The sequence below is a fragment of the Pseudomonas sp. SLBN-26 genome (assembly GCF_006715895.1).
GTDB classification, from domain to species: domain Bacteria; phylum Pseudomonadota; class Gammaproteobacteria; order Pseudomonadales; family Pseudomonadaceae; genus Metapseudomonas; species Metapseudomonas otitidis.
On the sequence record NZ_VFOB01000001.1, the window covers coordinates 5,251,987 to 5,275,447 of the forward strand.

The 23,461-nt window shown below is 67.3% G+C and carries 24 protein-coding genes; 9 read left to right on the forward strand and 15 right to left on the reverse strand.

Annotation, left to right across the window (positions count from 1 at the left end; genetic code table 11):
- Positions 1-56: 56 nt before the first annotated feature.
- The 10 genes from panD to dksA all read right to left on the reverse strand — a co-directional run bounded on the left by panD (position 57) and on the right by dksA (position 10,851).
- Positions 57-437 carry an aspartate 1-decarboxylase gene (gene panD / locus FBY21_RS24305; protein WP_003457244.1) on the reverse strand — a complete coding sequence of 127 codons (381 nt, stop codon included), beginning with the start codon at positions 435-437 and terminating at the stop codon, positions 57-59.
- A 50-nt stretch (positions 438-487) separates the two neighbouring features.
- A complete protein-coding gene (panC, locus tag FBY21_RS24310; protein WP_044403341.1) occupies positions 488-1,348 on the reverse strand; it encodes a pantoate--beta-alanine ligase in 861 nt (286 codons plus the stop codon).
- Positions 1,345-2,145: a 3-methyl-2-oxobutanoate hydroxymethyltransferase gene (panB, locus tag FBY21_RS24315; protein WP_044403339.1), complete on the reverse strand. Its 801-nt coding sequence runs from the start codon at positions 2,143-2,145 to the stop codon at positions 1,345-1,347. Before panB ends, panC begins: the two co-directional genes overlap by 4 nt.
- Before the next feature lie 103 nt (positions 2,146-2,248).
- A complete protein-coding gene (folK, locus tag FBY21_RS24320; RefSeq protein WP_142014322.1) occupies positions 2,249-2,758 on the reverse strand; it encodes a 2-amino-4-hydroxy-6-hydroxymethyldihydropteridine diphosphokinase in 510 nt (169 codons plus the stop codon).
- A 1-nt stretch (position 2,759) separates the two neighbouring features.
- On the reverse strand, positions 2,760-4,160 hold the full coding sequence (locus FBY21_RS24325) for a polynucleotide adenylyltransferase PcnB (RefSeq protein ID WP_044403335.1): 1,401 nt from the start codon (positions 4,158-4,160) through the stop codon (positions 2,760-2,762).
- Positions 4,161-4,846: 686 nt separating this feature from the next.
- On the reverse strand, positions 4,847-6,265 hold the full coding sequence (locus FBY21_RS24330; protein WP_142014325.1) for a sigma-54-dependent transcriptional regulator: 1,419 nt from the start codon (positions 6,263-6,265) through the stop codon (positions 4,847-4,849).
- Between the two features lie 23 nt (positions 6,266-6,288).
- Positions 6,289-9,243 (reverse strand): sensor histidine kinase, encoded by a 2,955-nt coding sequence (locus tag FBY21_RS24335; RefSeq protein ID WP_044403331.1) that lies wholly within the window; start codon positions 9,241-9,243, stop codon positions 6,289-6,291.
- Positions 9,227-9,403 (reverse strand): hypothetical protein, encoded by a 177-nt coding sequence (locus FBY21_RS24340; RefSeq protein WP_003095129.1) that lies wholly within the window; start codon positions 9,401-9,403, stop codon positions 9,227-9,229. Before FBY21_RS24340 ends, FBY21_RS24335 begins: the two co-directional genes overlap by 17 nt.
- 62 nt (positions 9,404-9,465) lie before the next feature.
- Positions 9,466-10,353 carry a tRNA glutamyl-Q(34) synthetase GluQRS gene (gene gluQRS, locus FBY21_RS24345; protein ID WP_142014328.1) on the reverse strand — a complete coding sequence of 296 codons (888 nt, stop codon included), beginning with the start codon at positions 10,351-10,353 and terminating at the stop codon, positions 9,466-9,468.
- A 54-nt stretch (positions 10,354-10,407) separates the two neighbouring features.
- Positions 10,408-10,851 carry an RNA polymerase-binding protein DksA gene (gene dksA, locus FBY21_RS24350; RefSeq protein ID WP_044403327.1) on the reverse strand — a complete coding sequence of 148 codons (444 nt, stop codon included), beginning with the start codon at positions 10,849-10,851 and terminating at the stop codon, positions 10,408-10,410.
- A gap of 194 nt (positions 10,852-11,045) precedes the next feature.
- On the opposite strand from dksA, the gene FBY21_RS24355 reads away from it, so the two are divergent.
- Both FBY21_RS24355 and sfsA read left to right on the forward strand, forming a co-directional pair.
- On the forward strand, positions 11,046-12,224 hold the full coding sequence (locus FBY21_RS24355; RefSeq protein WP_142014331.1) for a pyridoxal phosphate-dependent aminotransferase: 1,179 nt from the start codon (positions 11,046-11,048) through the stop codon (positions 12,222-12,224).
- The gene (sfsA, locus tag FBY21_RS24360) at positions 12,221-12,928 is read left to right on the forward strand and encodes a DNA/RNA nuclease SfsA (protein ID WP_142014334.1); all 708 of its coding nucleotides are present in this window, start codon (positions 12,221-12,223) and stop codon (positions 12,926-12,928) included. The genes FBY21_RS24355 and sfsA overlap by 4 nt, the downstream gene beginning before the upstream one ends.
- Here the strand turns inward: sfsA and FBY21_RS24365 are convergent.
- On the reverse strand, positions 12,912-13,247 hold the full coding sequence (locus FBY21_RS24365) for a Rieske (2Fe-2S) protein (RefSeq protein WP_142014337.1): 336 nt from the start codon (positions 13,245-13,247) through the stop codon (positions 12,912-12,914). The genes sfsA and FBY21_RS24365 overlap by 17 nt on opposite strands.
- Positions 13,248-13,511: 264 nt before the next feature.
- Between FBY21_RS24365 and FBY21_RS24370 the strand changes: the two genes are divergently transcribed.
- Genes FBY21_RS24370 through deoD form a run of 7 tightly spaced genes read left to right on the forward strand, consistent with a single transcriptional unit; the run spans position 13,512 to position 19,790 of the window.
- Positions 13,512-14,570: a hemin-degrading factor gene (locus tag FBY21_RS24370; protein ID WP_409563806.1), complete on the forward strand. Its 1,059-nt coding sequence runs from the start codon at positions 13,512-13,514 to the stop codon at positions 14,568-14,570.
- Between the two features lie 60 nt (positions 14,571-14,630).
- A complete protein-coding gene (locus tag FBY21_RS24375; protein WP_142014340.1) occupies positions 14,631-15,527 on the forward strand; it encodes a hemin ABC transporter substrate-binding protein in 897 nt (298 codons plus the stop codon).
- A gap of 50 nt (positions 15,528-15,577) precedes the next feature.
- Entirely contained in the window at positions 15,578-16,561 is a 984-nt protein-coding gene (locus FBY21_RS24380) for a FecCD family ABC transporter permease (protein WP_174244767.1), read from the forward strand.
- A complete protein-coding gene (locus FBY21_RS24385) occupies positions 16,561-17,328 on the forward strand; it encodes a heme ABC transporter ATP-binding protein (RefSeq protein ID WP_142014346.1) in 768 nt (255 codons plus the stop codon). The genes FBY21_RS24380 and FBY21_RS24385 overlap by 1 nt, the downstream gene beginning before the upstream one ends.
- A gap of 19 nt (positions 17,329-17,347) precedes the next feature.
- Complete coding sequence (locus FBY21_RS24390; RefSeq protein WP_142014349.1) at positions 17,348-18,232, forward strand: ChaN family lipoprotein; 885 nt, start codon at positions 17,348-17,350, stop codon at positions 18,230-18,232.
- A gap of 31 nt (positions 18,233-18,263) precedes the next feature.
- Entirely contained in the window at positions 18,264-19,043 is a 780-nt protein-coding gene (gene deoC, locus FBY21_RS24395; protein WP_142014353.1) for a deoxyribose-phosphate aldolase, read from the forward strand.
- Between the two features lie 39 nt (positions 19,044-19,082).
- Positions 19,083-19,790 (forward strand): purine-nucleoside phosphorylase, encoded by a 708-nt coding sequence (gene deoD, locus FBY21_RS24400; RefSeq protein WP_142014356.1) that lies wholly within the window; start codon positions 19,083-19,085, stop codon positions 19,788-19,790.
- Positions 19,791-20,081: 291 nt separating this feature from the next.
- Here the strand turns inward: deoD and FBY21_RS24405 are convergent, their stop codons facing one another.
- The 4 genes from FBY21_RS24405 to FBY21_RS24420 form a co-directional block, all read right to left on the reverse strand.
- On the reverse strand, positions 20,082-20,882 hold the full coding sequence (locus tag FBY21_RS24405) for a Crp/Fnr family transcriptional regulator (protein WP_074974054.1): 801 nt from the start codon (positions 20,880-20,882) through the stop codon (positions 20,082-20,084).
- A gap of 103 nt (positions 20,883-20,985) precedes the next feature.
- Entirely contained in the window at positions 20,986-21,258 is a 273-nt protein-coding gene (locus tag FBY21_RS24410) for a TfoX/Sxy family protein (protein WP_044403307.1), read from the reverse strand.
- Between the two features lie 113 nt (positions 21,259-21,371).
- Positions 21,372-21,719: a pentapeptide repeat-containing protein gene (locus FBY21_RS24415; RefSeq protein WP_142014361.1), complete on the reverse strand. Its 348-nt coding sequence runs from the start codon at positions 21,717-21,719 to the stop codon at positions 21,372-21,374.
- Positions 21,720-21,797: 78 nt separating this feature from the next.
- A complete protein-coding gene (locus tag FBY21_RS24420) occupies positions 21,798-23,357 on the reverse strand; it encodes an AAA family ATPase (protein WP_142014364.1) in 1,560 nt (519 codons plus the stop codon).
- Between the last annotated feature and the right edge of the window lie 104 nt (positions 23,358-23,461).

Below are 23,461 nucleotides of genomic sequence, written 5' to 3' on the forward strand. Positions count from 1 at the left end.
GGTATGAACACTAAAAAGCCCGGAGTGTTCCGGGCTTGGAGTCTAGCGTGTGGGCGTCAGGCCACCTGGACGGGAATCGCATTGCTGGTGTGGCTGAGCTCGTTGCCCGGGGCCATGTACAGCATGCGCGGCTTGAAGTTGGCCAGCTCGGCCTCGCTGTAGTGGGCGTAGGCGCAGATGATGACGCGGTCGCCCACCTTAGCCTTGTGCGCGGCGGCGCCGTTGACCGAGATCATCCGCGAGCCGTTCTCGCCACGGATGGCGTAGGTGGTGAAGCGCTCGCCGTTGTCGACGTTGTAGATCTGGATCTGTTCGTACTCGCGGATGCCGGCGAGGTCGAGCCACTCGCCGTCGATGGCGCAGGAGCCTTCGTAGTCGAGGACGGCATGGGTGACTTCGGCACGGTGCAGCTTGGCCTTGAGCATGATGGCGTGCATGGCGTTTTCCTTGTTTATCCGGTGGGCCCTCGGGCGGGGCCCTGCACGGGTCAGGCGTTGTCGTCGAGGTTGAAGGCGAGGTTGTCGATCAGCCGGGTGTTACCGAGGTAGGCCGCGGCGAGGAGCACGAGGTGACGGTCGCCGGGCTGGGCGGTGCGCAGGGTATGCGATTCGCGCAGCTCCAGGTAGTCGGGACGCAGGCCGGCGCCGGCGAGGGCGCTACGGCCTTCCTCCAGCAGGGCGGCATGGTCGCTGCGACCGGCGCGGACGCCCTCGGCCAGCTGGCGCAGGGTGGCGTAGAGGGTCGGGGCGATGGCGCGCTGGGCGGCGTCCAGGTAGCCGTTGCGGGAGGACAGCGCGAGGCCGTCTTCGGCGCGGACGGTGGGCTCGCCGATGATCTGGATGGGCATGTTCAGGTCGCGCACCAGCTTGCGGATCACCGCCAACTGCTGGAAGTCCTTCTCGCCGAACACGGCCAGGTCCGGCTGGACCATGTTGAACAGCTTGCTGACCACGGTGGCGACGCCTTCGAAGTGGCCTGGGCGACTGGCGCCACACAGACCCTCGGAAACGAGGGGGACGTTGACGCGGGTCTGGCCGTCCATGCCGTCGGGGTACATCTCTTCCACGTCGGGGTGGAACAGCAGGTGGCAACCGGCGGCCACCAGCTTCTCCTGGTCGGCGGCGAGGGTGCGTGGGTATTTGGCGAGGTCTTCGCTGGGGCCGAACTGCAGCGGGTTGACGAAGATGCTGGCGATCACGAAGTCGGCGCGCTGGCTGGCCTTCTCCACCAGGGCGACGTGGCCCGAGTGCAGGTTGCCCATGGTGGGCACGAAGCCGATGCGCTTGCCTTCGCTGCGGGCACGGGCGACGGCCGCGCGCAGTTCACGGACGGTCTTGACGGTGATCATGCGGCGAATCCGTGCTCGGCGGCGGGGAAGGTGACGTCCTTGACGGCGCGGACATAGGCGGCGAGGGCGCCCTGGATGCTGGTCTGGCCTTCCATGAAGTTCTTCACGAATTTGGGCGTGCGGCCGGTGAGGGACAGGCCGAGCATGTCGTGCAGGACCAGCACCTGACCGTCGGTGGCGCTGCCGGCGCCGATGCCGATGACCGGGATCTTCACCGACTGGGTGATTTCAGCGGCCAGTTCGCTGGGCACGCATTCCAGCAGCAGCATGGCGGCGCCGGCCTGTTCCAGGGCCATGGCGTCGGCACGCAGCTGGCGCGCCTGGGCTTCCTGGCGGCCCTGCACCTTGTAGCCACCGAGGATGTTCACCGCCTGGGGGGTGAGGCCGAGGTGGGCGCAGACCGGGATGCCGCGTTCGGCCAGCAGGCGGATGGGCTCGGCGAGCCAGGCAGCGCCTTCGAGCTTGACCATGTGCGCACCGGCCTGCATCAGTGCGGCGCAGTTGGCGAAGGTCTGCTCCAGGGTGGCGTAGGCCATGAACGGCAGGTCGGTGATGATCAGCGAGCCCTGGTTGCCACGCTTCACGGCGGCGGTGTGGTAGGCCATGTCGGCGACGCTGACGGGCAGGGTGCTGTCATGGCCTTGCAGGACCATGCCGAGGGAATCGCCCACCAGCAGGACGTCGGCGCCCGCCTGGCTGGCGGCCTGGGCGAAGGTCGCGTCGTAGGCCGTGAGCATGGCGATTTTCTCGCCTTTCTGCTTCAGCTCTTGAAGGGTGGTCAGGGTCACATCAGGCATGAAAACGTCCTCATCGGTACCGATTCTGCACCGGTACGGGGCAACGGGACGCTTATAGTCCCGATGGGGGGGCATGGTGTCAATTGCAGGTGTTACCGAGCTGTTACGGCGTTACCGCCAGCGCGGAAAGGCCCTCGATACGCTCCAGCCCGGCGTAGGGGCAGGCGTCCAGCAGGGCCTGGAGCGGCCGGCCGTCGGGCAGTTGCAGGTCTGGTGCGATCTCGGCCAGGGGATACAGCACGAAGGCGCGGGCGTGCATGTGGTAGTGGGGGACCTGCAGGCGCGGCTCGTCGATCTGCCGCTGGCCGAACAGCAGGATGTCCAGGTCGAGGGTGCGCGGGCCCCAGCGCTCGTCCTTGCGCACGCGCCCCTGGGACAGTTCGATCGCCTGCAGGGCGTCGAGCAGGTCCAGGGGGGCGAGGTCGGTGTCCAGCACGGCGACCGCATTGCTGTAGCGGGGCTGGCCCGGTGGGCCGAGGGGGTCGCTGCTGTAGAGGGACGACACGGCGCTGAGCTGCGTGCCGGGGAGGGCGGCCAGGGCCGCCAGGGCATTGCGCAGCTGGCTGGCCGGGTCCGAGAGGTTGCTGCCCAGCCCGATGTAGACGCGCTCCATCTTATTCGCCAGCCGGGGCGCTGCCTTCGCTGCGGGGGCCGCGTTTGCGACGGCCGCCGCCACGGCGACGCTTGCGCGGTGCGGCACCGCCTTCGTCGCGGCTGCTGAGGTCGCGGATCATGGCGCGGCGTTCGCTGTCGCTGGCGTCCTGGTAGTCGGTCCACCAGTCGCCCAGGCCGCCGGTTTCCTCGCCCGCGCTTTCACGCAGCAGGAGGAAGTCGTAGCCGGCGCGGAAGCGGGGGTTCTCCAGCAGCAGGTCGGCACGCTTGCCGCTGCGGCGGGGCAGGCGTTCCTGCATGTCCCAGATCTCGCGGATCGGGATGGTGAAACGCTTGGGAATGGCGGTGCGCTGGCACTGTTCGAGGATCAGGCCGTGGGCGGCTTCCTGGATCGCCGGGATCGGCGGCATGCCCTTTTCCTGCAGCAAGGCGGCACGGACGGGCAGGGCCGGCCAGAGCAGGGCGGCGAAGAGGAAGGCCGGGGTGACCGGCTTGCCGAGGCGGATGCGCTCGTCGGTGTTGGCCAGGGCCTGGCGGATCAGGGCGCCAGCGTACTCGGGGTCGCGCTCCAGGGAGGCTGCGGCCGCCGGGAACAGCGGGGCGAAGAGGTCGTACTCCAGCAGCAGTTCGAAGGTGCGCTCGGCCTTGCCGCCGAGGAACAGCTTGAGGACTTCGTCGAACAGGCGTGCGGAGGGGATGTCCCGCAGCATGGGGGCCAGGCGGCGGATCGGTGCGGCGCTGTGCTTCTCGATCTCGAAGCCCAGCTTGGCGGCGAAGCGTACGGCTCGCAGCATGCGCACCGGGTCTTCCAGGTAGCGCTGCTCGGGGTCGCCGATCAGGCGGATCAGGCGGTTGCGGATGTCGTGCACGCCGTGGGCGTAGTCGAGCACGCGCTCGGTGACCGGATCGTAATAGAGGGCATTGATGGTGAAGTCGCGGCGCTGCGCGTCTTCTTCCTGGTTGCCGTAGACGTTGTCACGCAGGATGCGGCCGCTTTCGTTGCGCGAGGACTGGTTGCTGTCTTCGTCATCACCCTGGGGGTGGTTGGCGCGGAAGGTCGCGGTCTCGATGATTTCCCGGCCGAAATGCACATGGACCAGCTTGAAGCGGCGGCCGATCACCCGGGCATTGCGGAACTCGGCACGCACCTGCTCGGGGGTCGCGTTGGTGGCGACGTCGAAGTCTTTAGGGTCCAGGCCCAGCATGAGGTCACGGACGCAGCCGCCGACCAGGTAGGCCTGGTAGCCCGCCTTCTGCAGGCGTTCCACGACGTTCACCGCGTTACGGCTGATGTCCGCGCGGTCCAGCGCGTGCTGGCGGTTGCTCAGGACTTCAGGTGTGCTGCGGGGATGCTGGGTGCGGCGCAGGGGAGAGCGAAAGGACTGGATCAGCTTCTTCAGCATGGGAGGCACTGTGTGTGGGATGGGCGGCCGGAACGAATGAGAGACCGCACGATGGGCGCGGATTCTAGCACTGGGCGGGGGGATGGTGAAGGAAGCGGCGGGAGTGTGTCAAAGCTACTGGGGGAGCCGAAGCTCCCCCCCAAACTGGTGCGTGCTTTGTTTTTATTATTGAGCCGGGCTTGCTGTTCTTGTTGTTTGACCCGTACCAGCAGATTCGTGATCTCTGGATATGCCCTCGAATCGAGGGTCAAGAGCAAACGGATTGCTTTGGATGCTGATGGTGCCGTGATCATTCGATCCAACCAGTTCGGGTGCTGCCTGAGTAAGCAGTTTTATTGTTCTCGGCCTGGTCATGGGGCAAGCCCCAATGGCAACTCCTCTCCAAAAGAATCAGTTAGCTGCGCCTCCGCGGTTTTGTTCTTGTTGTGCTGGAGTCGGTGCGTATTGTTCTTGTTGTGGGGTTACTACGGTTTTTATTGTTGTTGTGCCAGAGATAAAGCAGTTGCCGTGCCAACTTTTGCAAATCCTTTAAAATCAATAGCTTGCGTAAAACAGGGCATGACGGTGAGATACAAAAAAGCCGGGTTTCCGTTACCGACTCACCCGGCTTTTGTTACGAGAGGTTTTTGCGGTAACAGCCTGGGGAACTCCTAACCGTTCCCACGGTCACGCGCAACCTCGGGCGGTCAGGAGGTGGCAGCCCCCGATTTGCGCCGGGGGATGCCCAGGCGCTGGCGGCGTTCCCACAGGCATTTGCGGCTGATGCCCAGCTTGCGGGCCAGCTCGGTCTCGGTCATGTGGTCCTGATGCTCGAGGACGAAATGCTGGAAGTAGTCCTCGAGGGACAGGTCTTCCGTGGGTTCGTGGGTGCTGGCGGCCGTGGCCTGGGCGGGGCCGTCGAGGAAGTCGTCGTCCTCCAGGTCGGCCAGCTCGATGTCGATGCCCAGCAGGTCTGCCGAGATATCCGGGCTCTCGCAGAGAATCACCGCACGCTCGATGGCGTTCTCCAGTTCACGCACGTTACCGGGCCAGGAGTAGTGGCGGATGGCTTGTTCCGCATCGTGGGCGAAGCGCAGTTCTTCGCGCCCCATGCGGGTGCACTGGCGCGCCAGGAAGGCGCGGGCGATCTCGATCACGTCGTTACCGCGTTCGCGCAGGGCGGGCAGCTTCAGGGAGATGACGTGGAGGCGGTAATAGAGGTCTTCGCGGAACTGGCCGGTCTTGGCCAGCGTCTTGAGGTCGCGGTGGGTGGCGGCAATCAGGCGCACATCCACCTTCTGCGACTGGACCGAGCCGACACGGCGGATCTCGCCTTCCTGCAACACCCGCAGCAGGCGCGCCTGGGCTTCCAGGGGCAGCTCGCCGATTTCGTCGAGGAACAGCGTGCCGCCATCGGCCGCTTCCACCAGGCCGGCGCGGCCGGCGGTGGCGCCGGTGAAGGCGCCCTTCTCGTGACCGAAGAGTTCGGATTCGATCAGGGTTTCGGGAATGGCTGCGCAGTTCACCGAGATCATCGGCGCCTTGGCGCGGCGGGAGAGGTTGTGCAGGGCACGGGCCACCAGTTCCTTGCCGGTCCCGGATTCGCCCTGGATGAGCACTGTGGAGTCGGTGGGGGCGACCTTGCGGATCTTGCTGTAGAGCTCCTGCATGGCGGAGCAGGAGCCGATGATGCCGATCTCGCCATCGGCCTGGGGCGCGCTGCTCTTCTCCTGGGGGCGGGCCGGGGCACGTTCGGCAGGGGCCGCCTTGTTCTCCTGGCGGTCCTTGATGATGCGGGCGACGGCCTGGAGCATCTCGTCGTGGTCGAAGGGCTTGGCGATGTAGTCCACCGCGCCCATCTTCATCGAGTCCACCGCCGAGCGCAGGCTGGCGTAGCTGGTCATGATCAGCACCGGGGTGCCCTGGGCCAGCTTGATCAGTTCGGTACCGGGGGCGCCGGGCAGGCGCAGGTCGCTGACGATGAGGTCGAAACCGGGGATGCTGTAGCGCTCCTGGGCCTCCTGGACAGACCCGGCTTCACTGACCTGGTACTGGTTGCGCTCGAGCAGGCGGCGCAAGGCGGAACGGATGATGGTTTCGTCTTCGACGATCAGGATATGTGGCATTCGGTTCAGCTCTCTCGACAGTCTCAGATGGCAGCGCTGGGCGCTTCGGCGAAGCGTGGCAGTGTCACCCTGAAACGGGTGCCGCGCTGCTGCTCGGGGTCGGCCGGGCTTTCTATGGTGATGTGGCCATAATGCTCTTCCACGATTGAATAGACCAGCGCAAGCCCCAGCCCGGTCCCCTTGCCGGGGTCCTTGGTGGTGAAGAAGGGCTCGAACAGCCGGTCCATGATCGCCTTGGGAATCCCACTGCCTTCGTCCTCCACGATCAGCTCCACGGCATGGTCGGAGATGGCGCTGCGCACGCGGATCGCACCGCCCTCGGGCGAGGCGTCGCGGGCGTTGGACAGCAGGTTGATCAGCACCTGGGCCAGGCGCTGGGGGTCACCCTCGACGATGTGGTGCGGGTCGCAGAGGTTGAAGAACTGCACATCGACGCTGCGCCTGTTCAGGGACAGCAGGCCGATGGCTTCCTGGGCGACGTCCGCCAGGCACACCGGTTCCGTGGCCTGCTGGCGGGCGCCGGCGTGGGCGAAGCTCATGAGCGATTGCACGATGCGCGACACCCGTTTGGTCTGCTCGAGGATCTGCCCGCTGATCTCGGTCAGCTCGGCGTCGCCCTCGCGCTCTTCCCGCAGGTTCTGCGCCAGGCACGCAATGCCGGTGATGGGGTTGCCGATCTCGTGGGCGACCCCGGCAGCCAGGCGGCCGATGGACGCCAGCCGCTCGGAGTGCACCAGCTTGTCTTCCAGCAGCAGCGTGTCGGTCACGTCTTCCACCAGCACCACCAGACCACTGTTACCGGGGGCCAGTGGCTCGTCGATGGCGGCCTTGTGCAGGTTCAGCGAACGCACCTGGCCTTCCAGCGGCAGGCGCTGCTTGTGCAGGTGCTCGTCGGGCTGGCTGATGAAGCTTTCCAGCAGGCCCCGCCAGGGATCGCTGATGGCGGAGAGCCGCGAGCCGACCACGCGCTGGGCGGGAATCTCGGTCAGTTCCTCCATGGCGCGGTTCCACATGAGGATCTCCTGGTCCTTGGCCAGCGAACACACCCCCATCGGCAGCTCCTGCAGCGTGCGGCGGTGGTAGCGGCGCAAGGCGTCGAGCTCGGCGGCCAGGCCGGTGAGCCGGGAGTGATAGTCCTCCAGGCGGCTCTCGATGAAGTGGATGTCCTCGGTGACGTAGCCCTCGCTGCCGGATTTGTACGGCAGGAAGGTCTCCACGATGTCCTGTGCCACGCTCGGCCCCATCAGCCCGGAGAGGTTGGCTTCGATGCGGTCGCGCAGGCGGCGCAGGGCGTAGGGGCGGCGTTCGTCGAACGGCAGGTGGAGGTCGCGCAGGGCCTGCTCCACCTCCTTCTGTGCGGTCTTCGCACCCAGCGGCTTGGCCAGTTGCTCGGAGAATTCCTGAGGCGAGGCTGCCACCAGTTCGCGGCGTTGCGGCCGGCGCACGTTGTCCACGGCGCAGGCCTCGGCGGCCCCACGTTCCTCGGGGCTGGCCTCGGTGAACAGCGAGACCAGGGTGAACACCAGCACGTTGGCCGCCAGCGAGGCGATGGCCGCGATGTGCCAGCTGGTGTCATCGAGCACGTAGATGGCGTTGAACAGCGGCACGTAGATGCCCTGCAGGTTGCCCAGCAGGGGCAGCAGCATGGAGAACATCCACACGCCGATGCCGGCCATCAAGCCGGCGATGAAGCCTCGGCGGTTGGCGGTCGGCCAGTACAGCACCGAGAGCGCACCGGGCAGGAACTGCAGGGTGGCGACGAAGGCGACGATGCCCAGGTTCGACAGGTCCTGCTCGGCGCCGAGCAATAGATAGAAGCCGTAGCCGGCCATGATGATGGCGACGATCAGCGCCCTGCGGGTCCACTTCAGCCAGCGGTAGATGTTGCCTTCCGACGGTGGTTGGTAGAGCGGCAGCACCAGGTGGTTCAGTGCCATGCCGGAGAGCGCCAGGGTCAGCACGATGATCAGGCCGCTGGCGGCAGAGAGCCCGCCGATGTAGGCCAGCAAGGCGAGGGCATCGCTGTTCACTGCAATGCCCAGGCCCAGGGTGAAGTATTCCGGGTTGGTGGTGGCGCCGAGCTTGAGGCCGGCCCAGAGGATCAACGGCACCGCCAGGCTCATCAGCAGCAGGAACAGTGGCAGCCCCCAGCTGGCGCTGACCATGGCGCGGGGGTTGAGATTCTCCGTGAAGGTCATGTGGTACATGTGCGGCATGACGATGGCCGAGGCGAAGAACACCAGCAGCAGCGTGCGCCACGGGCCTTCCTGCAGCGGTGTGTGCAGCGTCGAGAGCGCCGCCTGGTTCTGCAACAGCCACAGCTCCAGTTCGTGAGGGCCGCCGAACACGCCGTAGAGCGCATAGAGGCCGATGCCGCCGAGGGCGGTCAGCTTCACCAGCGACTCGAAGGCGATGGCGAACACCAGCCCCTCGTGCTTCTCCCGCGTGGCGATGTGGCGCGCGCCGAAGAGGATGGTGAACAGCGTGATCAGTGCGCAGAAGCCCAGGGCGACCCTGTCGTGCACCGGCTCGCGGGTGAGGATGCCGATGGAGTCGGCCACCGCCTGGATCTGCAGGGCCAGCAGGGGCAGTACGCCGATCAACATGAACAGGGTGGTCAGTGCCCCGGCCCAGGTGCTGCGGAAGCGGAAGGCGAACAGGTCGGCCAGGGACGAGAGCTGGTAGGTGCGGGTGATCCGCAGGATCGGGTAGAGCAGCACCGGCGCCAGCAGGAAGGCCCCGGAGATGCCCAGGTAGCTGGCCAGGAAGCCGTAGCCGTACTGGTAGGCCAGCCCCACCGTGCCGTAGAAGGCCCAGGCACTGGCGTACACGCCGAGGGACAGGGTGTAGGTGAGCGGGTGGCGGACGATGCGACGCGGAACGAAACCGCGATCGCTCAACCAGGCGACTCCGAACAGGGCAAAGAGGTAGGCCGCGCTGATGAGGATCAGCTGGCTCAGGCTAAAGCTCGTCAGCATCGCGTTGACTCTGCAGGATGAAGGTCACCACGATCAGGATCAGCCAGAGCAGGTAGGGGCGATACCAGGCCCCGTTGGGGTCGATCCACCAGTCCATGATGGCCGGGGAAAACAGGTAGATCCCCACCACCAGGAGCAGTACCAGTCGGTAGATATACATGCCGCATCTCACATCGAGGGTGCGGCGATGGTAGCGAATGCCCCGTGTCGGTGCGAGTGCGCTCAGCGCAGCTGGGCTTCGGCCAGGGTGCGGGTGCGGGGGATGCGCGTGGCGTCCCAGTGGGCGATGCCCCAGTCCAGGGCTTCGCGGGGCGTGCCGCCGGCGAGGTCTTCCGGTGGCTGCTGGCCGAGGGCGCGCAGGGCGCGGGCCAGCAGTGGCGCGGCACGGTCGGCCGGCAGGGGCGGCGAGCGGTAGGACTTGCCGAGCTTGTGGCCGTCCGGCTGGATGATCAGCGGCACGTGCAGGTAGCGTGGCTGCGACAGGCCCAGCAGCTCCTGCAGGTACAGCTGGCGTGGCGTTGAGTCCAGCAGGTCGGCGCCGCGCACCACGTCGGTGATGCCTTGCCAGGCATCGTCCAGCACCACGGCCAACTGGTAGGCATAGAGCCCATCGCGACGGCGGATGACGAAGTCCCCCACCTCGCGGCCCAGGTGCTGCTGGTACAGGCCCTGAACCCGGTCGGTGAAGCGGTAGACCAGCTCCGGCACGCGCAGGCGGATGGCCGCATCGACCTGGGCGTGGCAGGCGTTGCGGCAGAAGCCGGGGTAGATGCCGTGATGGCCTTCGAGCTGCTTGCGCGAGCAGGTGCAGGCGTAGGCCAGCCCCTGGGCGAAGAGCCGGTCGATCACCTGGGCGTAGGCGTCGTGGCGGTCGCTCTGGCGCACCAGCTCACCGTCCCATTCGAAACCGTAGGCCTCCAGTGTGGAGAGAATTGCCGCCTGGGCACCCGGCATCTCGCGGGGCGGGTCCAGGTCTTCCATGCGCAGCAGCCAGCGACCGCCGACAGCGCGGGCATCGAGGTAGGAGGCGAGGGCGGCAACCAGGGAGCCGAAGTGCAGGTAGCCGCTGGGGGTTGGAGCGAAGCGGCCGACGTAGGAAGACGGAGGCATGCGGGCGTGAGCCTGTTGAAACGAAACGGGGCGCCGTAGCGCCCCGTTCTGGGATCAGGAACCGAGTTGCTTTTCCTTGATTTCCGCCAGGGTCTTGCAATCGATGCAGAGGGTGGCGGTGGGGCGCGCTTCGAGGCGGCGGATGCCGATCTCGACGCCGCAGGAATCGCACCAGCCGTACTCGTTGTCTTCGATCAGCTGGAGGGTCTCGTCGATCTTCTTGATCAGCTTGCGCTCGCGGTCACGGGCACGCAGTTCCAGGCTGAATTCTTCTTCCTGGCTGGCGCGGTCGGCCGGATCGGGGAAGTTGGCCGCTTCGTCCTGCATGTGGTGGACGGTGCGGTCGACCTCTTCCATCAACTCGACCTTCCACCTGTTGAGGATGTTGGTGAAGTGAGCGCGCATGCGGTCGCTCATGTACTCCTCACCCTTGGTTTCCTGATAGGGCTCGAAACCACGGATCAGTTGGCTGCTCGTTTGCTTAGCTTTGGTGGGCATGAATGGCCGCCTCTCACTTTCTCTAATCCATTTCGCAGGAAGCTGGTCCGTCGCCGACACTGCCGGCCCTGCGGCTGCAAGCGGGCGAACTTACCAGAACGATTCAGGCCACGCCACTCCCAGTTATCGCGGTTGCTGCGGGCGTCCCGAAGCATTGGTTAGAATCCGCGCTTTGTGTCGATGAGGGAAGGCCGATGGCCCAGTCATACAGTGCACGCAGCCGTGCCATAGAACCCTTCCACGTCATGGCGCTGCTGGCCCGCGCCAACGAGTTGCAGGCCGAAGGGCACGACGTGATCCACCTGGAGATCGGCGAGCCGGACTTCACCACCGCCACTCCCATCGTCGAGGCCGGGCAGGCCGCGCTGGCCGCCGGGCATACCCGCTACACCGCGGCCCGTGGCCTGCCGGAGCTGCGCCGCGCCATCGCCGGCTTCTACGGCCAGCGCTACGGGCTGGACATCGACCCCGAGCGCATCCTCATCACCCCCGGCGGCTCGGGCGCGCTGCTGCTGGCGTCGAGCCTGCTGGTCGACCCGGGCCGGCACTGGCTGCTGGCCGACCCCGGCTACCCCTGCAACCGGCACTTCCTGCGCCTGGTGGAGGGTGCGGCCCAGCTGGTGCCGGTGGGCCCCGAGACCCGTTACCAACTGACCCCGCACCTGGTGGAGCGCCACTGGGATGCCCAGAGCGTCGGCGCCCTGGTGGCCTCGCCGGCCAACCCCACCGGCACCCTGCTGCACCGGGAGGAGCTGGCGGCACTGTCCGACAGCTTGCGGGGATTGGGCGGACACCTCGTGGTGGACGAGATCTACCACGGCCTCACCTATGGCGTGGACGCCGCCAGCGTGCTGGAGGTGGATGACGACGCCTTCGTGCTCAACAGCTTCTCCAAGTACTTCGGCATGACCGGTTGGCGCCTGGGTTGGCTGGTCGCCCCGCGGGAAGCGGTGTCCGAGCTGGAAAAGCTGGCGCAGAACCTCTACATCAGCGCGCCCTCGATGGCCCAGCACGCCGCGCTGGCCTGCTTCCGCGAGGACACCCTGGCGATCCTGGAGGCGCGTCGCGCCGAGTTCGCCCGCCGCCGCGACTACCTGCTGCCCGCCCTGCGCGAGCTGGGCTTCGGGATCGCCGTCGAGCCGGAAGGTGCCTTCTATTTATATGCAGACGTTTCGGCCTTCACCCAGGACGCCTATGCGTTCTGCCAGCACTTCATCGAGACCGAGCATGTCGCCTTCACCCCCGGCCTGGATTTCGGCCGGCACCTGGCCGGCCAGCACGTGCGCTTCGCCTACACCCAGAGCCTGCCGCGCCTGGAAGAGGCGGTCGTGCGCATCGCCCGTGGCCTGCAGAGCTGGGCGGCGCGAGCGTGAGGTTCGATCCGCCGCTTGAAGAGGGCCGGCTGCTGCGGCGCTACAAGCGCTTCCTGGCCGACATCGAGACCGCCCAGGGGGAGCAGTTGACGATCCACTGTCCGAACACCGGTTCGATGCTCAACTGCATGAGCGAAGGCTGTCGGGTGTGGTTCAGCCGTTCCAACGATCCCCGGCGCAAGTTGCCCGGTACCTGGGAGCTGGTGGAGACGCCCCAGGGCCGCCTGGCCTGCATCAACACCGCGCGGGCCAACCCGCTGGTGGAGGAGGCCTTGCTGGCGGGGCGGATCCCCGAACTGGCGGGGTTCACTGCGCTGAAGCGGGAAGTCGCTTATGGCGTGGAGAACAGCCGTGCCGACTTCCGTCTCGACTACCCCACGGGTGCGCTCTACGTCGAGGTGAAGAGCGTCACCCTCGGCTTCGAGGGCACGCCCGTCGCGGCCTTCCCCGATGCAGTCACCACCCGGGGCGCCAAGCACCTGCGGGAGCTGGCGCACCTGGCGCGGGAGGGGACCCGTGCCGTGCAGCTGTATTGCGTGAACCTCTCCGGTATCGACGCCGTGCAGCCGGCACGGGAGATCGACCCGCACTACGCCCAGGCTCTGATCGATGCCCACGAGGCCGGGGTGGAGGTGCTGGCCTACGGCGCGGAGCTGAGCCCCGAAGGCATGGTGTTGACCCGCCGCCTCAGCCTGCAGCTGTAGGCGCAGCCTCCAGCCAGATGCCCTGTCCGTCCTCCCGGCAGGGCAGGGCGCGCAACGCCTGGCCCACGCAGGGGCCGGTAACGCATTCACCGGTCTCGATCAGGAACAGCGCACCGTGGGTGGCGCACTGGATCAGGCTGCCGCTGGCATCGAGGAACTGGTCCGCCTGCCATTCCAGCGGGATGCCCCGATGCGGGCAGCGATTCTCATAGGCGTAGACCTGCCCGTCCCGGCGGACCAGCAGCAGTTTCCTGTCGTCCACCGTCATCCCGCGGCTCTGGCCTTCCGCCAGGGCGCCGGGTTCGCACAGCCATTTCATCAAGGGCACCTCCATCACGGGGAGGCATTATCCCGCACTGCCGGAAGTCGCCAAGAGGGGAGCGCGTCCTTGCGCTTGAAAGGAGAGGGACACGGATTCTTTACCGTCGGCAGCCTGCTCGTTCGTCATGTCACTGCAGAAGGCGTCGAAGTCCGGTCGGGGCGCACCTTACGTCCCTTGACTTGCAAATGCAAATAATTATCAATTTGCGAGCAGTGCCCATCCTTCGCCGCCCGGTTGGTCCGTGATTAGAGGAGCCCTTCGATGATGCCGTCCGTTGCCCCCACGCGTTCTCCCCTCTACCAGGCCTGGCAGGCGCTGCGCGGGGAGCAGCCCCACCTGCGCGCCCGCGATGCCGCTCGCCAGCTGGGCGTCAGCGAGGCCGAACTGGTCGCCGCGCGCCTGGGTGTCGACGCGGTGCGTCTGCGCCCGGATTGGCCGGTGCTGCTGCCGGCCCTGGAAGCCTTGGGTCCGGTGATGGCGCTGACCCGCAATGAGCACTGCGTCCACGAGCGCCATGGCCCGTACCGCGAGGTGACGATCAGCGGCAATGGCCAGATGGGGCTGGTGGTGTCGCCCGATATCGACCTGCGGCTGTTCCTGGCGGGCTGGGCCAGTGTGTTCGCCATCGCCGAGGACACTCCGCGCGGCACCCAGCGCAGCCTGCAGGTGTTCGACAGGCAGGGCATGGCGGTGCACAAGGTCTTCCTGACCGAGCGCAGCGAAGTTTCTGCCTGGGCGCCGCTGGTGGAGCGCTTCTGTGCCGAGGCGCAGTGCGCCGAGCTGGACCTGCATCCGCTGCCGGAGGCCGAGCCGCCCCGGCCCGATGCGGCGATCGACGTCGCCAGTCTGCGAGCGGGTTGGGCCAACCTGAAGGACACCCATCACTTCTTCGCCCTGCTCAAGCAGCACGGCGCCGCGCGCACCCAGGCCCTGCGCCTGGCGGGCGCCGAATGGGCCGAGCCGCTGGTCCCGGCCGAGTTGCCGCGCCTGCTGGAGCGGGTCGCCGAGCAGGCGGTACCGGTGATGGTGTTCGTCGGCAACCGCCACTGCATCCAGATCCACACCGGCCCTGTGCAGAACCTGCGCTGGATGGACAGCTGGTTCAACGTCCTCGACGCGGATTTCAACCTGCACCTGCAAACCACCGGTGTCACCGAGCTGTGGCGGGTGCGCAAGCCCAGCAGCGACGGTGTGATCACCAGTTGGGAGGCCTTCGACGCCGAGGGCGAGCTGGTGCTGCAACTGTTCGGCGCCCGCAAGCCGGGCCAGCCCGAGCGCCCGGACTGGCGCGCCCTCGCCGAGTCGGTGCCGGCGCGCTGACCCGGCCCTCTTTCATGACGCCCCGGGTCCGGGGCCTGCACTGCTATACAAGGAGTCGATATGCCCGCCCCGAGACACCTCGCCGGCCTTTGTGCCGGCCTGCTTTTCTGTTCCCTGGCGTCGGCCGATGCCCTGCCCCAGCGCTGGGTGAGCGCGGGAGGGGCGGTCAGCGAATGGGTGGTGGCGCTGGGGGGGGAACCGCAGCTGGTCGGCGTCGACACCACCAGCCAGCACCCGGAGAGCCTCAAGCGCCTGCCCAGCGTCGGCTACCAGCGGCAGCTGGCGGCGGAAGGGCTGCTGTCCCTGCGCCCCGAGCTGCTGGTGGGCACCGAAGAAATGGGGCCGCCGCCGGTGCTGGCGCAGGTGAAGGCGGCCGGGGTGCAGGTAGAGCAGCTGTCCTCGCAGCCGGACCTGGCGGCTCTGGCCCACACCCTCGAACGCCTGGGCGCGTTGCTCGGTGACCCTGCACGGGCTGAGCAAGCCCGGATCGACTATGTGGCGCGGCTGGACAGCCTGGCGGCCCATGTCCGCGAGGCCCAGGGAAAACAGACTGCTCCACGCGTGCTGCTGCTGGTGGGGCATGCCGGCAGCAACCCGCTGGCGGCCGGCAAGGGCACCTCGGGCGCCTGGATGATCGAACGCGCCGGTGGCTTCAACGTGGCCGATCATTCCGGCTACAAGGCCCTGTCCAACGAGGCATTGGCGGCCCTCGACCCGGAGGTGGTCGTTGTGGCCGACCGGGCGCTGGTGGGCGAAGCCGCGCGGGAGGCGCTGCTGCGCCAGAACCCCACCCTGGCGCTCACCCGGGCCGGGCGCGCGGGCCGCTTCCTGGTGCTGGACCCGACCTTGCTGGTGGGCGGACTGGGCCCCCGGCTGCCGGATGCGCTGGCGGCGTTGTCCGCCGGCTTTTATCCTCAGGCCCCCGCCCCGGATGCTGAGCACCGAGCCACCCCATGAAGCCCGTGTTGTCGCCACGCCTGCTGTTCATCGGCCTGTCCCTGCTGCTGCTGGTGGCGCTGTGGCTGTCCCTCGCCCTGGGGCCGGTGAGCCTGCCGCTGGATGCGACCCTGCGGGCGCTGCTGCGCCTGGTGGGCGTGCCGCTGGACGGTGACGGGCTGGAGCAGGCCGAACTGATCCTGGCGCAGATCCGCCTGCCGCGGACCTTGCTGGGGCTGGCGGTGGGGGCCGTCCTGGCGGTGTCCGGGGTGGCGATGCAGGGGCTGTTCCGCAACCCCCTGGCCGACCCGGGCCTGGTGGGCGTTTCCAGTGGCGCGGGGCTGGGCGCGGCCGTGGCCATTGTCGGCGGCGCGGCGCTGGGCGGGCTGCCGGAGGTTCTGGCGCCGTACCTGCTGTCCATCAGTGCGTTCGCCGGCGGTTTCCTCATCACCGCCCTGGTCTATCGGCTCGGTCGGCGCGACGGGCAGACCAGCGTGGTGACCATGCTGCTGGCCGGCATCGCCCTCAATGCCCTGGCTTTCGCCACCATCGGCCTGTTCACCTACCTGGCCGACGACGCCACCCTGCGCACGCTGACCTTCTGGAATCTGGGCAGCCTGAACGGCGCCAGCTACGCACGTTTGTGGCCGCTGCTGGTGGTGGTGCTGGCGGTGATCGCCTGGCTGCCGCGCCGGGCCAGCGCATTGAATGCGTTGCTGTTGGGCGAGTCGGAGGCGCGGCACCTGGGGTTCGATGTGGAGCGCCTCAAGGGCGAGCTGGTGTTCTGCACCGCGCTGGGCGTCGGTGCGGCTGTGGCCGCCTCGGGGCTGATCGGCTTCATCGGGCTGGTCGTGCCGCACCTGGTGCGCCTGCTGGCCGGACCGGACCATCGTGTGCTGCTGCCGGCTTCTGCCCTGGCGGGGGCGAGCCTGATCCTGTTCTCTGACCTGGCCGCGCGACTGGTGCTGTCGCCGGCGGAGCTGCCCATCGGCATCGTCACGGCCCTGGTGGGGGCGCCGTTCTTCCTTTATTTGCTGCTGCGAGGGCGCGCGTGATGCTTCGTGCCGAAGGGCTGTCGATCCGGCGAGGCCACACGGTGGTGCTGGAGGGGGTGGAGCTGGCCGTTCGGCCGGGCGAGGTGCTGGGTGTGCTCGGCCCCAACGGGGCAGGCAAGAGCACCCTGCTTGGCGCGTTGTGCGGCGAACTGGCGCCGGCGAGCGGGCAGGTGCTGCTGGCGGGCCGCCCGCTGGCGGGCTGGAGCGGCCCCGAGCGGGCTCGTCAGCTGGCGGTATTGCCCCAGAGTTCCAGCCTGGGCTTTGCCTTCTCCGTCGAGGACGTGGTGGCCATGGGGCGCCTGCCTCATGCCACCGGCAGCGCGCGGGATGCGGAAATCGTCGGCGAGACCCTGCACGCGGTGGATGCGGCTCACCTGGCGGGGCGCAGCTACCTGGCCCTGTCCGGTGGCGAGCGCCAGCGTGTGCACCTGGCCCGGGTGCTGGCGCAGCTCTGGCCGGGTGGGGAGGGGCAGGTGCTGTTGCTGGACGAGCCGACGTCGGCGCTCGACCCCTTGCACCAGCACACCACCCTGCAGGCGGCCTGGGCATTCGCCCGGCAAGGCGTGGCGGTGCTGGTGATCCTGCATGACCTCAACCTGGCGGCGCGCTACTGTGATCGCCTGTTGCTGCTGGCCGAAGGGCGTCCCCAGGCGCTGGGAACCCCGGAGGAGGTGCTTCGGGCCGACACGCTGGAGGCGGTGTTCGGGCTGGAGGTGCTGGTGCAGCGTCACCCGGAGCGCGGGCATCCCCTGATCGTCGCGCGCTGAGCATGCTTGCGAGGTCGACATGAGGTTCATCCTGGTCTGCGGTTTTCTTCTGCTGGCGGCCTGCCAGTCGCTCCCTCCCGTGCCGGCCTGGCAGAGCCCGGAGGGGCGGCAGCACCCGGACCTGGGCGTCATCCTCGACCTGCGTGACGGGCGCCGCCTCTCCCCGGACGAACTGGTGGACGCGCTGGCGCCGGTGCCCCGGGTGCTGGTGGGTGAGCAGCACGACAACCCGGACCACCATGCCCTGGAGCTGTGGCTGCTGCAGGCGCTGGAGCAGCGTCGGTCCCAGGGCAGCCTGCTGATGGAGATGCTCACGCCGTCGCAGCAGGCCAGGGTCGATGCCGTTCGCGGTCAGTCGGTGGCGGACCTGCCCAAGGCCCTGGATTGGGAAGGCGGATGGGACTGGTCGTTCTACGGGCCGCTGGTGCGCCACGGGTTGGCCCAGCCCTATCCACTGCTGGCGGCCAATCTGGACCGTGATGAGATCCTCGCCATCTACCGGCAGCCGCCGCGCCTCGAGGGCGCTGCTGCGACGGCGCCGGCCGTGCAGGCCAAGCTGACGGAGCAGGTGCGCCAGTCCCATTGCGGGTTGCTGCCGGAGAGCCAGTTCCCGCCCATGGTGGCGGTGCAGCAGCAGCGGGACCGGCGCATGGCTGAGCGCCTGCTGGCCGCCCCGGCGCCGGCGCTGCTGGTGGCCGGCAGCTACCATGCCCGGCGCGATCTGGGGGCGCCGCTGCACCTGGCGGACATCGGGCTGGAGCCTGACCAGGCGCGGGTGGTGATCCTCGCCGAGGCCGGCAAGGCCGTTGATGCCGCCGAGGCGGATTTCGTCTGGTACACCGCTGCCGTCACCCCGGTGGACCACTGTGCCGAGATGCGCAAGCAGATGCACACGCGCCCTTGAATCCACCCTGTTGGCGATCCCCGGAGCCCGTATGGCTGAACTGAACGACCCTGAGCTGGCCACCCTGGCGGTCCGCCTGCTCGACCTGACCTCCCTCAACGACACGGATGACGAGGCGACCATCGCGGCTCTTTGCGCCCGTGCGCTGACGCCCGTTGGGGCGGTGGCTGCCGTCTGCATCTACCCGCGCTTCATCGGCTTCGCCCGGCGGCGCCTTGATGCGCTGGGTGCCGAAGCCGTGCGCGTGGCCACCGTGGCCAACTTTCCCCAGGGTGGCGTCGATGTACGGCGAGCCCTGGAGGAAACCCGGGCGGCCGTGGCCGATGGGGCGGACGAGGTGGACCTGGTCTATCCCTATGCCGCATTGCTGGCGGGCGATGCCCAGCCGGGGCGCGATCTGGTGGCGGCGTGTCGGGAGGCCTGCGGGGATCGGGCGTTGCTCAAGGTGATTCTCGAGACCGGGGCGCTGGCGCAGCCGGAGCTGATCCGCCAGGCCAGCCGTGATGCGATCACGGCGGGTGCCCAGTTCATCAAGACCAGCACCGGCAAGGTGCCGGTCAACGCTACGCCGGAAGCGGCATCGCTGATGCTCGAGGTCATTGCCGAGCACGGCGGTATGGTGGGCTTCAAGGCGGCCGGCGGCTTGCGGACCCTGGCGGATGCGCGCTGCTACATCGAGCTGGCACGGGCGACGCTCGGCGCGCAGTGGGTAACGCCCGGGCATTTGCGGCTCGGTGCCTCGGGCCTGCTGGCCGAGTTGCTGAAGAGCCTGGGTGAGGCGGGCGAAGCCGGAACAGGCGCTGGCTACTGATTCATCCCCACCTTCCCAACGTTCCCGAGCGAGGCTGTCATGACCACACCCCACATCAACGCCCGACCGGGTGACTTTGCCGAGACCGTGCTCATGCCCGGTGACCCGCTGCGGGCCCGGGCCATCGCCGAAACCTTTCTGGAGGACGTGCGAGAGGTGAACGCGGTGCGCAACATGCTCGGCTATACCGGCCGCTACCGAGGGCAGCGCGTTTCGGTGATGGGGTCGGGCATGGGCATCCCCTCCATCTCGCTCTACGCTCATGAGCTGTTCAGCCAGTTCGGCGTGCAGCGCATCATCCGCGTGGGCAGTTGCGGTGCCTTGCAGCCGGACGTCCACCTGCACGACCTGGTGATTGCTCAGGGCGCGTCCACCGATTCCGGCGTCAACCGCAAGCGCTTCGGCGGCTTCGACTTCGCCGCGCTGGCGGATTACCGCTTGCTGGCGCGTGCCGTGAATCGAGCCGATGAAATGGGGGCGACGGTGCACGTGGGCAATGTGTTTTCCGCCGACCTGTTCTACGAGCCGACGGCCGACTGGATGGTGTCCATGAGCCGGATGGGCATCCTCGCCGTGGAGATGGAGGCGGCGGGGTTGTATGGCGTGGCCGCGGAACTGGGGCGTGAGGCCTTGACCGTGCTGACAGTGAGCGACCAGCTGCTGACGGGAGAGCGCCTCGGGGCGCAGGCGCGCCAGGAAGGGCTCCACGACATGACCCGGCTGGTGCTTGAAAGCGTGATCGTCTGAGGGTGGTAAACCCAGGTGGGGCGAGGCTTCCAGCGGTTTTCTGCAGGCAAAAAAAGACCCGGCAAACTGCCGGGTCAATAACCGTGATTAGCCTGATGAGGAGATAATCTGAAGAGTCCGACTGCTTGGTCTCTCAGCTTACCGGCTGATCTCGCGACCAGTTGTGGTAATAATAACAATTCTCATTTCGTGGTCAAGCGCAGGATGTAAAAAATTCGTCAGAACAGGATGAACGGTCATCAGCCATGAAAAAGCCCGGCATGTGCCGGGCTTTTTGTAGGGCTCTGTGGATCAGCCTTCCGGGTTCGCCTGGCGCTGCTGGGTGATTTCCTTGTTCAGCAGGTCAATGCGCCGGGCCATGCTCTCGATGAGGCTGTGGGCGATGCGCGGGTTGCTCTGCATCAGGCTGAGGAACTGGTCCTTGGGGATCACCATCACGGTGCAGGGCTCGCTGGCGATGACGGTGGCGCTGCGCTTCTCGCGGGTGAACACTGCCATGGCGCCGAAGATTTCGTCCTTCTGCACGTCGCCGACCTTCTGGCCGTCGACGAAGGCTTCGGCATGGCCTTCGATGATGATGAAGACGTGGTCGGCTTCATCGCCCTGGTGGATCAGCTCCTCGCCGGCGGCGAAGTGCTGGAAACCAGTGGAGGGGCGGATTTCCGGCTGCTTCAGTCGGGCCAGTGCATCCGAAAGCAGGGCGGTGTGACCGATCAGGTACTGGATGAACTGTTCCTGGCGCTGCTCATCGGCATAGATGTGCTTGAACACGGCGCTGCGGGAATAGGGGATGAGACTGACGGGCTCGTCGCTGCGGTAGCGGCAGCTGGGCAGTTCGATGCCCTGGCGCAGACCCACCAGATCGCCCTCCTGGAGGTAGAACAGCGGACGTTCGTCGACCAGGGCGTGCAGCAGGCCATTCTCGATGATGAACAGCTGATTGCCGGGCAGCTCCCGGTTCAGGTCCTCGACCGACTCGAAGGAGAGCGGGGGGCCGGAAGGTTCAAGCCCGTCGAGCAGCTGGCTGGGAATGCTTTGCAGTCGGTTGATCAGCTGGTCGGCGTAAGCAGGTTGCTCCCCGAGTAGGTACATGTCGGTAATTTCCTTGGACTGACTGGGCTTGGACGCACGAACGTCCCTGAAACAATAGGGCGCATCGGTACGAACGTAAATCACCGAACGCCGGTGTTGTGAGCTAGCTCCTGTTGTTTTGCGGGAAAGACTCGAGCTCTCCGTTGAGCTGGGCCTTGTGGCCCGGGGGCAGCTCGTTCCAGTGCACGTCCAGCAGGGCTCCTTCGATGGCGTAGAGGAGCACTTTGGAGGCGCGGAAGCCACGGGCCTTTACCGCCCGATAGGCGCCCACGGCACCCAGGCGGCGAAGGTCGGACGCGTTGTGGATGCCTACCGCGTGCAGCCACTGCGCCGAGGTCTTGCCCAGGTTCTTCAGGTTCTGCAATTCATCGTTCATCGAGCCTCCTTGCAATGGGTGCGCGAGAGGACAGGTTTCCCGGTGTCGCGCCCAAGAGTGTAGCGGGCGGTCAGGCGTACGTGGCCGCATGACATCACCCGCTCGACGGTTGGTCAGCGGTGGGTGTTGTAGCGCAGGCGGGTGCCGAAATTCACCGACATGAGCAGCTCGTCCGCCGCCAGTTCGGTGGGGAAGTAGGCGCCCGAGATCTGAGCGTGGGCGATGCTGGCGCCCTGCAGCTGGGATTCGCGGAAGTCGATGCCGCGCAGGTCGGCACCCCGGAAGTAGGCGTCGGTGAAGTCGACACCACGGGCATCCAGGCCGCGCAGGTCGACGCCGCGGAAGTCACCGCCGCGCAGGTCGACGGTGCCGTCGGCTGGTTTCTGGGCGTTGAAGCCTGCGATGTCGTCGTTGCGGAGGAGGAGGTAGAGAGGCGAGTCGAGCTGATGGGGAAGTGTCATGGCGGGGCTCGTCCGTTGAGGGTTCCCCGGGAGTATAGAAGGTGCGGCAGGAATTCCCTGCCGCACCTTGGAAGGGGCTCAGAGCCCCGGCAGGAACTGGCGGATACGCTCGACGAGGGTGTCCAGGCTCTTGGCCTGGTGGGTGTCGACGCGGGTGCTGTGGGCTTGCTCTTCGCTGTCGAGGGCCTCGCGGCTGGCGTGCTGTGCCTGTACCACCTCCAGGGTGGCGTCGGACGGGTCGGTGCCCTGCTGGCGACGCTGCTCCAGCCAGCCGCCAATGACCGCGTCCGGGGCCTGGCAGTCGAGGATCAGGAACGCGGTGCCGGCCTTCTCGGCCACGGCGCGAGCGCCCTGGCGCTGGGCGCGCTTGAGGTAGGCGGCGTCGAGCACCACCGGGAAGCCGGCGCTCAGCACCTGCTCGGCCAGCTCGTGCAGGCGCTGGTAGGTGGCCTCTGTGGATTCGGGGCTGTAGATGCCGCTGTTCAGTTCGCCGTCTTTCCCCGGCTGCTCGCCGAACAGGCGCTTGCGCTCCACGTCCGAACGCAGGCGGATGGCGCCCAGGGCTTCTACCAGGCGCAGGGCGACGTGGCTCTTGCCGACCGCAGAGACGCCGTGGGTGATGGCGAGGAAGCGCAGCGGGATGGCGCTGTAGCTTTCTGCCAGGTTGGCGTAGTTGCGGTACTGGCGCAGGGTGGCGGCGCGCTGCACGGCATCGGTCTGGTGGGCGAGGCTGAACAGGGCGACCTTGGCACGCACCAGGGCGCGGTAGGCCTTGTAGAAGTTGAGCAGGGCCAGGCCGCGGTAGTCGCCGGTCTCCTCGAGGTAGCGGCTGACCAGGCGGCGGGAGAGCGACTTGAGACCACGGTCTTCGAGGTCCATCGCCAGGAAGCCGATGTCGGCGTAGACGTCGGTGAAGCGGAAGGGCTCGTTGAACTCGATGCAGTCGAACAGCACCACTTCGCCATTGATGAGGGTGGCATTGCCCAGGTGGATATCGCCGTGGCACTCACGGATGAAACCGTCGCGCTTGCGCTCGGCCAGCAGCGGCTTGAGGCGCTCGAAGCTGCTCTGCGCCCAGGCTTCCAGGGCGTCGAGTTGCTGCAGGTCGGCCTTGGCTTCGAGCATCGGGCGGATCTGGTCGAAGTTCTGTTGCACAGGCTGCATCACGGCTTCGGGCGTGCCCAGCGGGTGCTTCTCGTCCACGCGCGGGGCTTCGAGGTGGAACCGGGCGATCTGCGCGGCCAGGGCGTCGACGTGGGCCGGGCTCAGTTCACCGCGGGACTGGATCTCGCTCAGCAGGTTGCTTTGCGGGAACTGCGCCATGCGGATGGCGTACTCGATCACCGGACCTTCGCCTCCCAGGCGGGGGGCGGACTCGCTGCCGGTGATGGCCACTACATCCAGGTAAAGGTCATGGGTCAGGCGCTGGTTGAGGCGGACTTCCTCGGTGCAGAAGTGCTGGCGGTCTTCCAGGCGGGTGAAGTCGAGGAAGCCGAAATTCACTGGCTTCTTGATCTTGTAGACGTAGGGACCGGTGAGCAGCACCCAGGAGATATGGGTTTCGATGACGCTGAAGGCTTCCACCGGATGGGGGTAGAGGCTCGGGTCCTGAAGGGCTTGGATCAATTGTTGGCTCACGGTCGTTCCTTGTTCTGGCACGTGCAGAGGCGGGCATTATGGGTGCTGTGCGCCACTCTGCAAACCGTCAGGGGGCGCCTTCTGGCGCTGGGCAAAGTGCGTAT

What these genes read in the sequence shown, in the direction of transcription:
- panD (WP_003457244.1), bottom strand. Translation starts at nt 437, where the DNA reads ATGCACGCCATCATGCTCAAGGCCAAGCTGCACCGTGCCGAAGTCACC.
- panC (WP_044403341.1), bottom strand. Translation starts at nt 1,348, where the DNA reads ATGATCACCGTCAAGACCGTCCGTGAACTGCGCGCGGCCGTCGCCCGT.
- panB (WP_044403339.1), bottom strand. Translation starts at nt 2,145, where the DNA reads ATGCCTGATGTGACCCTGACCACCCTTCAAGAGCTGAAGCAGAAAGGC.
- folK (WP_142014322.1), bottom strand. Translation starts at nt 2,758, where the DNA reads ATGGAGCGCGTCTACATCGGGCTGGGCAGCAACCTCTCGGACCCGGCC.
- FBY21_RS24325 (WP_044403335.1), bottom strand. Translation starts at nt 4,160, where the DNA reads ATGCTGAAGAAGCTGATCCAGTCCTTTCGCTCTCCCCTGCGCCGCACC.
- FBY21_RS24330 (WP_142014325.1), bottom strand. Translation starts at nt 6,265, where the DNA reads ATGCCACATATCCTGATCGTCGAAGACGAAACCATCATCCGTTCCGCC.
- FBY21_RS24335 (WP_044403331.1), bottom strand. Translation starts at nt 9,243, where the DNA reads ATGCTGACGAGCTTTAGCCTGAGCCAGCTGATCCTCATCAGCGCGGCC.
- FBY21_RS24340 (WP_003095129.1), bottom strand. Translation starts at nt 9,403, where the DNA reads ATGTATATCTACCGACTGGTACTGCTCCTGGTGGTGGGGATCTACCTG.
- gluQRS (WP_142014328.1), bottom strand. Translation starts at nt 10,353, where the DNA reads ATGCCTCCGTCTTCCTACGTCGGCCGCTTCGCTCCAACCCCCAGCGGC.
- dksA (WP_044403327.1), bottom strand. Translation starts at nt 10,851, where the DNA reads ATGCCCACCAAAGCTAAGCAAACGAGCAGCCAACTGATCCGTGGTTTC.
- FBY21_RS24355 (WP_142014331.1), top strand. Translation starts at nt 11,046, where the DNA reads ATGGCCCAGTCATACAGTGCACGCAGCCGTGCCATAGAACCCTTCCAC.
- FBY21_RS24365 (WP_142014337.1), bottom strand. Translation starts at nt 13,247, where the DNA reads ATGAAATGGCTGTGCGAACCCGGCGCCCTGGCGGAAGGCCAGAGCCGC.
- FBY21_RS24370 (WP_409563806.1), top strand. Translation starts at nt 13,512, where the DNA reads ATGATGCCGTCCGTTGCCCCCACGCGTTCTCCCCTCTACCAGGCCTGG.
- FBY21_RS24375 (WP_142014340.1), top strand. Translation starts at nt 14,631, where the DNA reads ATGCCCGCCCCGAGACACCTCGCCGGCCTTTGTGCCGGCCTGCTTTTC.
- FBY21_RS24385 (WP_142014346.1), top strand. Translation starts at nt 16,561, where the DNA reads ATGCTTCGTGCCGAAGGGCTGTCGATCCGGCGAGGCCACACGGTGGTG.
- FBY21_RS24390 (WP_142014349.1), top strand. Translation starts at nt 17,348, where the DNA reads ATGAGGTTCATCCTGGTCTGCGGTTTTCTTCTGCTGGCGGCCTGCCAG.
- deoC (WP_142014353.1), top strand. Translation starts at nt 18,264, where the DNA reads ATGGCTGAACTGAACGACCCTGAGCTGGCCACCCTGGCGGTCCGCCTG.
- deoD (WP_142014356.1), top strand. Translation starts at nt 19,083, where the DNA reads ATGACCACACCCCACATCAACGCCCGACCGGGTGACTTTGCCGAGACC.
- FBY21_RS24405 (WP_074974054.1), bottom strand. Translation starts at nt 20,882, where the DNA reads ATGTACCTACTCGGGGAGCAACCTGCTTACGCCGACCAGCTGATCAAC.
- FBY21_RS24410 (WP_044403307.1), bottom strand. Translation starts at nt 21,258, where the DNA reads ATGAACGATGAATTGCAGAACCTGAAGAACCTGGGCAAGACCTCGGCG.
- FBY21_RS24415 (WP_142014361.1), bottom strand. Translation starts at nt 21,719, where the DNA reads ATGACACTTCCCCATCAGCTCGACTCGCCTCTCTACCTCCTCCTCCGC.